The following is a 6,609-nucleotide window of genomic DNA, read 5'->3' on the forward strand; positions in this document are numbered from 1 at the left end:
ATCCGAGCATCGCAGGTTGCCCCCGTTCGCCCGACAGGGCTAACGGGGGACGCAGACTGGGGGTCGCCTTCTCTTTGGTGACTTTCTCTTGGCGACTCAAAAGAAAGTTACTGCGCCGCCGGGCGCACACCCCGGCCCCCGCCTTTCAACCAACCACCAAGGCCACCCAAACACACGCCCCCAAGACTGCACCAACATGCCAGTGCATGTCGCCTGACGAACGTACCTCCACCCAAAATCACAGCCCCCCACAAACCCACGTGGTAACGTCGCCCCGCGTCCAAAAGCGACGAACAGAACAGAACAGAGCAAAACGACAAGCAGGAACGACCATGGCGACCTACCTCATCATTGGATTGCTCATCGTCTTCGTGCTGATTCCCATGGTGCTGGTCCCCGTCATGGCCATCCGGGACGCCAGGCGCGCAGCCAAAACACCCCGCCTCCAACCGGCTGGCAGCACCAAGAGCACCAAGCCACCCGAAGAACAACCGCCCCACCCGCTCGCCTGGCTGGGGTACCTGCTCCTTGCAGTCATGTTCGCGGGCCTCGGTGCCTGGCACCTCGCGCACCCAGATGAGGTGATGTCGGGCGGCAAATGGCTGAGCGCGATTCTGGGCCTGACCTACCTCGCGTTGGGCAAGTACGGCCCCGGCCTGGCCTGCATGCTCGCAGCCGCCGGGTTTCTGGTGGCCTGCATCCGGCGACTTCGCGGCGATGCATGAATGATGGCGCTCTGCGCGCGCGATGGCCAGCAACCGCTGGCCGTTCGGCAGGCACCGGCTACGGGCTGCCCGGTATCCCGAAGCCCTGCGTTGCCTGCACCGCCCCATCATCGAACTGCAGCACCCGCTCCGGCCAGCGCAGCGCCGCCAGCTTGAAGTCATGCCCCACCACCTTGCCCGCCTTACGCTCGGCCCAGCGCCCACCGGCCGAAAAATCCACGCAGAACACATTGCCGCGCTGGCCATGCCAGGCCAGCGGATGGGTGTCGGCAAACAGGTCCGCATCGCCCTTGCCCACCACGCTGCGGTCGATGGGGCGCAGGCGGCGCCAGTAGTGGCCCACCACCACGGGCACGTCGTCGGTGTAGGCGTCCCACCAGGCCTGGCGCTCTGTAAAGCGCCAGCGCCCGCCCGCGAAGAAGGGCGAGCGCCCCGTGCTCTCCACGCCCGAGGTCAGCACCTTGAGCGGGTTGAGCATCTGCTTGTTGGCCTCGTTCTCGGCATGCGCGTGCAGAAACGGCGGCTGGTGCAGGTTGTTCTCCAGGCCATGCAGCCAGTGCTCCATCTCCTGGGCCATGCGCTGCTCCAGCGCGGTCTCGCGCGCCTGGCGGCTGGCGGCATGCTCCCAGTGGTCGTACTCGCTGCGCACCGACCCCAGGGGCAGCAGGCGCGCCGCATCGATCTGCACCTCCTGCCAGGCGGCATGCACCACGCGCAGGTCCTCGCGCTCCAGCCCGACAGGCAGCACCGACAGAAACTCCACGATGGAGTGGCGCTGCGCGGGCGTGGGCCGTGCCGAGGGGGCGTACTTGTCGTGGTCGCGCACCATGCGCGCATCGAAGAACCAGCCCGACCCATCCTTGGCATCCTCGCGCAGCAGGTTGATCTCGTGGTTGCCCAGCACCGCCACCGCGCGGCCCGCCTGCACCAGGCGCTGCGCCAGCGCCAGCACGGCCGGGCTGTCCGGGCCCCGGTCGCAGAAGTCGCCCACGAAGACCAGCGTGCGCCCATCGGCATGCCGGCCCTCGCCGTCGTAGCCCAGGTGGCCGAGCAACTGCACCAGCGCCTGGTACTCGCCGTGGATGTCGCCCACGATGTCGAGCGGGCCGGGGGGCAGGGGTTGGATCAGGCTCATGAAAAAGGAACAGACAACAAAAGAAAACCACAATGATGGAGATGGCGGCGAAAGGACTTATCCGTCTGCCACCCAGGCAGCGCCCGGCAGACCACTTTAGCAGTTGCCCGCCCGGGCCCCGGCAGCAGGCCGGCATCCATACGGGCTGCCACGGCCCGCTGCAACGCCTTGCAGCGCGCCACCACGCTTGACAACTTGTCAAGCCACGCCTGGGGGCCGCTGATTAAAATTCCTGGGCGCTCTGCCAAAGAGCCCAACGCACACCACCTCTCAAACGGCCCCCACCCAGCAGATGCGGGGCGGCTCTCCTCAGGCAACACACAGGCTGACAGACAGCGCACCCAGTTCATGGCGCAGGACTTCATTCAAATCTACCCCCCGGACGCCGCACTTCGCACCGAAGCGCGCCAGCAGCTGTACACCGACCTGCTTGAAAACGTGGAGCTAGGCGAGTTCAAGAAAAAAACCTTCGCCCCTGCGCTCAAGCGCCTGTGCCTCGAAGGGCAGATCGAATCGCGCGACGAGCGCATAGGAGCGCTGCGCGACCCCGCCGGGCGCATCAACCCGCTGGGTACCTACGTCCACGCCTACCTGTGCCTGGCCTCGCCCGTGGTCAGCGAGGAGGCCTTCGCCGCCATCCTCCGGCACTACCGGCCACAGTCGCTCACCGATATGGCCATCGAGCTGGTGCGCTATTTCGACGGCACCCGGCTGCGGCACCCCGGCCCGCAGGTATTCCTGCGCATGCGGTGCCTGGTGCGCACGCTGGCGCAGGTGATCCCTGCCACCTCGTTCCAGTACCTGTGCGGCGACATGTTCTCCCGCTTTCTCTCGCGCGCCTGCCACGACGAGAGCCTGGACAACTGCATGGTGAGCGACTGCTGGGACGGCGTGGACCAGTTCGTCGGCATGGGGCGGGACATGGAAAGCATTCACACCCTGGCCACCGACCTGTTCAGTGGCAAGGTCCGACAACCTGCCATCTACCAGGACAGCCACGTCGTGCTCTTTTGCACCCGCTACTTCCAGCGCCAGCTGGGGCCCCACCTGCTGGCGCTGCTGGACGCCGTCTACCAGGCCATCCTGGCGGGCCAGCGCCTGCGGCTGGAGCAAGGTGTGCTCGTCGTGAAGCACATACCACGGCGCGAAGAATGGGATGACGACGCAGACGAAGCGGCGGGCGATGACAGCGCAGGCCCCGGCAATTCCGATTCAGCACAGGCGCCAGCGCTGGCAGACGCATCATCCGGCCCCATCGGCACCGGCTTCTTCTGCCTGGCCCGCAGCGCCACACCCGCGCATTCGCGCGCCGTGGAGAACACCCTTCGGGGCACCGTGGCCCAGCCTGAAAGCACCGCCCCTCATATCCTGGCGCTCGCGCCCTTCGCCGGGCCCGAAGCCCTGCAACGAGTGGACGCCACCACCTTGCTGCTGGGCTGGGAGGCAGAGTTCGCCCCCGAGGCCGGGCGCGACGCGGCAGCCGCCTGCACCGCCGCCGGCTGCCAGGTGCTGGCCCCGGCACTGTGGCTGGAATCCGGTGAGGTGCTGCATCTGCATGGCCTGGGGCCTGGCGAGCCGTGGCGCTTCTCCCGGGCCCACGGCGCCAACAGTGCGAACAGTGCCACTGACAAGGAGGACGACGACGCAGAAGTGCGCGAGCTGCCAGACCTTCTTGCCGTGCTGCTGGCAAGGGCGGATGGCGAATCCCCCGGCCAGCAAGGCGCCCCGCCGCGGTAGACATCCCCCTCGGCATGGAGGCCAGCAGGTGAACACAGGGATAATCTCCGCCCATGCCCCTGGACCACTGGATCGAACAAACGCTGTTTCTGGCCTACCGCTGGGCCGACTACGCCCTGCTGAACCTCATGGACGACCCCGCCCTGCTGGCGCTGGTGTTCTGCTGAGGGCGGGGCCCAGCCACCGCGGGCCAGCGCCAGCCGGCATTTCCAAGCGAAGTCACTCCCACTGCAGGTAGACCCAGGCGCACAGGGCCAGGCCCAAGCCCCACAGCAGCCATGCGCGGGTGACGAAGTACGGGTAGAACATCAGCACCGCCCCACTCCAGGTCAGCACCGGCCGCGTTTGCCGGCGCCCGCGGCGCCACACGATCCAGCCGATGAGGCTGAAGACGAGCGAGCCGATGAGATAGGCCGGGCTGGGCATCTGCAGGCCCAGGCCCTCAAGGAGCGCAAGTTCGTTCATGGCGTGACCACCCCGCCAGCCACCATGGCCAGCCCGTGAAGATGGGAGTAGCGCCAGGCCGATAAGTTGCGCCCGCAACGCCCTGACTTGCGATGTCGCTCCCAAAGTGACCGAGACCAGGCGCCGATCGGGCAGAGCTGCGGCAAGTCTAGCAGTGGCAGCTTTGCTCCTGCTGGCCTTTGGCACCAGCGCCGCGGCTTACCCCTGCAGCCCCTGCACCCAACTGCGCGGCGCCTGCCCCACCACCTGCGTGAACGCGCGTGAGAACGATGAGGCGCTGGCATAGCCCAGCTGGTCGGCCGCGGCCTTCACCGGGGTGCCGCCGCGCAGCAGGGTTTGCGCAATGGCCATGCGCCACTGGGCCAGGTAGTCTGCGGGCGGCTGGCCCACGTGGGTGCGAAAGGCGGCGGCGAACGCGCTGCGCGACATGCCGGCCTGCGCGGCCATGGTGTCCAGCGTCCAGTCGGCCTCGGGGCGCTCGTGCAGGGCCACCAGGGTGCGGGCCAGGCGCGGCTCGGCCAGGCCGGTGAGCAGGCCGGCGGGCAGCTCGGTCTCGCCCGTGTGGTCCAGCAGCCAGCGCAAAAGCTGGATCACCAGCACCTCGAACAGGCGGTCGGCCAGCAGGCGCTGGCCGCAGCGCAGGCGCTCGGTCTCGGCGAACAGCAGCGCCAGCGTGTGCTCGAGCCCATCCACCTCGCGCAGCGGCAGCACCAGCAGCGGCGGCAGCGCGCGCACCAGCGGGTGGCTGTCGCCGCCGTCGAAGTCGAGCGTGGCGCAGACGAAATCGGCCCCGTCCACCGGCGCGTTGTGGAAGTCGTGCGCCAGCGGGCGTGGGTAGAACAGCAGCGTGGGCTCGGTCACCTGCAGCCTGCGCTTGACGCCGCGTGTGCGGTGCGTGACCTCCATCTCGCCGCTGCGCAGCACGTGCAGAAACCCGCGCCCCGGCTGCGCCGCGAAGTGCGTGACGCCGCACAGCGGCCCGGCATGGAACAGGTGGGCGCGCAGGCGAAAGCGCTCGAGCAAGGCAGACAGCCGGTCGACGGGTTGTGGCAGCGGGACATTCATGGCGGAGCGGTCAATTCAGGACGAAAAGGCATGTTTTATGGACTCATCGCACCATATTTTACTGCGTTGCGATGGAAACTTCATTCCACGGTGTTGCAGCTGCACCTCCCTTCTCTCCCTTTTTTCTCACCACCTCAACCCTGACACAGGAGCCATCACCATGAACCGCATCCCCCTGATCGACCGCGCATCCGCCCCCGCCAGCGTCGCCGGCACGCTCGACGCCATCCACGGCGCCTTTGGTGCCACGCCCAACATGTTCCGCACGGTGGCCCAGTCGCCCGCTGCGCTCAACGCCCTGTGGGGCTTCTTCGGCGCGCTGGGCAATGGAGGCAGCATCGACGCGCAGCTCGGCGAGAAGATCGCCGTGGCCGTCGCCAACCGCAACGACTGCCACTACTGCCTGGCCGCCCACACCGCCCTGGGCCGCAAGGCCGGCGCCAGCGCCGCCGAGATGGGCGCCGCGCAGACCGGCCAGTCCGACGACCCGCGCACCGCCGCCGCCCTGGCCTTTGCCCTGAAGCTCGTGGAAGCCCGCGGCCAGGTGTCCGAGGCCGATGTGCAGGCCCTGCGCAGCGCCGGCTTCAGCGACGGCCAGGTGGTGGAAATCGTGGCACATGTGGCGCTCAACCTGTTCACCAACTACGTGAACGTGGCGTTTGCGGTGCCGGTGGATTTCCCCTCGGTCGCGCTGCGCCGATAAGGAGACCGCCATGGACCTCCACGCAACCGGTTTGGCCCCCGAACTGGATATCGCGCAATGGATCAACACCGATGCGCCGATCACGCTGCAGGAATTGCGCGGCAAGGTAGTGGTCATCCACGCCTTCCAGATGCTCTGCCCCGGCTGCGTGGCCCATGGCCTGCCGCAGACCGCGGCCCTGCGCGCGACCTTCGACGAGCGCGACGTGGCGGTGCTGGGGCTGCACTCGGTGTTCGAGCACCATACGGTGATGACGCCCCAGGCATTGAAAGCGTTTGCGCACGAGTACCGGCTCCCCTTCCCGATCGGCATCGACATGCCGGGCACCAGCGGGCCCATTCCGCGCACAATGCAGGCGTATGGCCTGCGCGGCACGCCCAGCTTGCTGCTGATCGACCGGATGGGCCGGCTGCGGCTGAACCACTTCGGGCGCATCGACGATATGCGCGTGGGGGCGCTGGTGGCGCAGTTGGTGGCCGAGCCAGGTGCCGAGGCTCGGGCTGGGACGGCTTCACCCAGCGCCGCGCCTGTCGGAGGTTCTCGTCCAGGAGACGCGGTCTGCGATGCCGATGGCTGTGCGGTGGCTGGTTGAGCATTCCTTTCATGTGGCGGCGATGGATTGGCGCAGGTGTGCGGCATTTGAATGCTTGATGCTTGAGCTTGCTGTCGCCGCTCGTGGTCGATGGGGGCTGGTGTTTTTGTGTCGAGGGCGGGGTCCGGGATGTGCGCCCGGCGGCGCAGTAACTTTCTCTTGAGTCGTCAAGAGAAAGTCACCAAAG

7 protein-coding genes are annotated in these 6,609 nt (G+C 67.7%); 4 read left to right on the plus strand and 3 right to left on the minus strand.

Annotation, left to right across the window (positions count from 1 at the left end):
• Positions 1–332: 332 nt before the first annotated feature.
• Positions 333–725 (plus strand): hypothetical protein, encoded by a 393-nt coding sequence (locus ASE31_RS07245; RefSeq protein ID WP_057200888.1) that lies wholly within the window; start codon positions 333–335, stop codon positions 723–725.
• A 58-nt stretch (positions 726–783) separates the two neighbouring features.
• On the opposite strand, the gene ASE31_RS07250 is transcribed toward ASE31_RS07245, so the two are convergent.
• On the minus strand, positions 784–1,860 hold the full coding sequence (locus ASE31_RS07250; protein ID WP_057200889.1) for a metallophosphoesterase: 1,077 nt from the start codon (positions 1,858–1,860) through the stop codon (positions 784–786).
• A 348-nt stretch (positions 1,861–2,208) separates the two neighbouring features.
• Here ASE31_RS07250 and ASE31_RS07255 point away from each other — a divergent pair, with 348 nt between their 5' ends.
• Positions 2,209–3,597, plus strand: a complete 1,389-nt coding sequence (locus ASE31_RS07255; RefSeq protein ID WP_057200890.1) for a hypothetical protein — start codon at positions 2,209–2,211, stop codon at positions 3,595–3,597.
• A 219-nt stretch (positions 3,598–3,816) separates the two neighbouring features.
• Here ASE31_RS07255 and ASE31_RS07260 read toward each other — a convergent pair whose 3' ends face one another.
• Positions 3,817–4,062, minus strand: coding sequence for a hypothetical protein (locus ASE31_RS07260; RefSeq protein WP_057200891.1), 246 nt, complete (start codon positions 4,060–4,062; stop codon positions 3,817–3,819).
• 198 nt (positions 4,063–4,260) lie between these two features.
• Entirely contained in the window at positions 4,261–5,127 is an 867-nt protein-coding gene (locus ASE31_RS07265) for an AraC family transcriptional regulator (RefSeq protein WP_057200892.1), read from the minus strand.
• Between the two features lie 160 nt (positions 5,128–5,287).
• Here ASE31_RS07265 and ASE31_RS07270 point away from each other — a divergent pair, with 160 nt between their 5' ends.
• Positions 5,288–5,830, plus strand: coding sequence for a carboxymuconolactone decarboxylase family protein (locus tag ASE31_RS07270; RefSeq protein WP_057200893.1), 543 nt, complete (start codon positions 5,288–5,290; stop codon positions 5,828–5,830).
• Positions 5,831–5,840: 10 nt separating this feature from the next.
• Positions 5,841–6,422, plus strand: a complete 582-nt coding sequence (locus ASE31_RS07275) for a peroxiredoxin (RefSeq protein WP_057200894.1) — start codon at positions 5,841–5,843, stop codon at positions 6,420–6,422.
• Positions 6,423–6,609: the final 187 nt, after the last annotated feature.

The organism is Acidovorax sp. Root217 (assembly GCF_001428645.1).
Taxonomy (GTDB): Bacteria; Pseudomonadota; Gammaproteobacteria; order Burkholderiales; family Burkholderiaceae_C; genus Acidovorax.

Excerpts from the sequence above, each read along its gene's own strand:
- ASE31_RS07270 (WP_057200893.1), top strand. The coding sequence starts at position 5,288 with ATGAACCGCATCCCCCTGATCGACCGCGCATCCGCCCCCGCCAGCGTC.
- ASE31_RS07245 (WP_057200888.1), top strand. The coding sequence starts at position 333 with ATGGCGACCTACCTCATCATTGGATTGCTCATCGTCTTCGTGCTGATT.
- ASE31_RS07260 (WP_057200891.1), bottom strand. The coding sequence starts at position 4,062 with ATGAACGAACTTGCGCTCCTTGAGGGCCTGGGCCTGCAGATGCCCAGC.
- ASE31_RS07255 (WP_057200890.1), top strand. The coding sequence starts at position 2,209 with ATGGCGCAGGACTTCATTCAAATCTACCCCCCGGACGCCGCACTTCGC.
- ASE31_RS07275 (WP_057200894.1), top strand. The coding sequence starts at position 5,841 with ATGGACCTCCACGCAACCGGTTTGGCCCCCGAACTGGATATCGCGCAA.
- ASE31_RS07250 (WP_057200889.1), bottom strand. The coding sequence starts at position 1,860 with ATGAGCCTGATCCAACCCCTGCCCCCCGGCCCGCTCGACATCGTGGGC.
- ASE31_RS07265 (WP_057200892.1), bottom strand. The coding sequence starts at position 5,127 with ATGAATGTCCCGCTGCCACAACCCGTCGACCGGCTGTCTGCCTTGCTC.